Annotated in this window: 2 protein-coding genes; both read left to right on the forward strand. The window is 60.3% G+C overall.

All coding sequences use genetic code 11. The features are described from left to right. A partial coding sequence (locus FNJ47_RS46240) for a M20 metallopeptidase family protein (protein WP_163163459.1) occupies positions 1–583 on the forward strand: 583 nt, incomplete at its 5' end. Positions 584–747: 164 nt separating this feature from the next. Beyond that, a partial coding sequence (locus FNJ47_RS46245; protein WP_430649488.1) for an electron transfer flavoprotein subunit beta/FixA family protein occupies positions 748–941 on the forward strand: 194 nt, incomplete at its 3' end.

Raw genomic sequence — 941 nt, forward strand, 5'->3', positions numbered from 1 at the left:
GCACGGTGCGGCGCCATATAAGGGCATCGACGCAATCACGATTGCTGCCGCCTTCGTCAACGAGGTGCAGAAGGTGGTCTCGCGCGAAATGCCCGTCGACGACGGCGCGGTTGTCACGGTCGGCAGCATCCACGGTGGAGAGGCGAGAAACATTATCTGCCCATCAGTCGTCATGGAGGGAACGATCAGGACCCGCAGCCCGGAGCGCCGGAGGCTGCTCTGCCAGCGTGTGTGCGAAGTGGCCGAAGGCGTCGCGGCGATGCACCGCGGCCAGGCCGAATGTGTCATTTACAACGGTGAACCGCCGGTCATCAACGACGCCGAAATGGTAATCCGCTTCCGACAGCTTGTCCATGAGACCATTGGCTGCGACGCGTTCACCGACAGGAAGAAGCAGGCAGATGGAAGCGACGACTTCGGCTTCTATGCGGCATGCGTGCCATCGATCTACTTCTGGTTCGGCAGCCGCGCGCCTGGCAACGACTCCCATGTTCATACGTCAACATTCGGGGCGTCGGATGAGCTCATTATTCCGACGGCGGAGCTCACGGTCAGATATATACTCGGTCTCTTGAGTTCCTGAGAGCTTTGTGGTGAATGCTCGTGCATGCTCCCTCCTGGGTTCGGGTCGCCGACGCGCCAATGCCGTATGCCCTCTCCTATGCTCGAGATGGCCGCCGTAGGCTGGCCCGGTAAGGTTCCACGCTAGTTGATAACGTCCCCCTGAATTTAAGTGAAAGAGGATCGATGAAGGTTCTTGTGCCGGTAAAGCGGGTCGTCGACTACAACGTCAAGGTCCGCGTCAAGAGTGACGGGACGGGCGTGGAGCTCGCCAACGTCAAGATGTCGATGAACCCGTTCGACGAGATCGCCGTCGAGGAAGCGCTGCGGCTGAAGGAAGCCGGCAAGGCGACCGAAGTGGTGGTGGTGTCGATCGGACC

The organism is Bradyrhizobium uaiense (assembly GCF_010811875.1).
Classification (GTDB): domain Bacteria; phylum Pseudomonadota; class Alphaproteobacteria; order Rhizobiales; family Xanthobacteraceae; genus Bradyrhizobium; species Bradyrhizobium uaiense.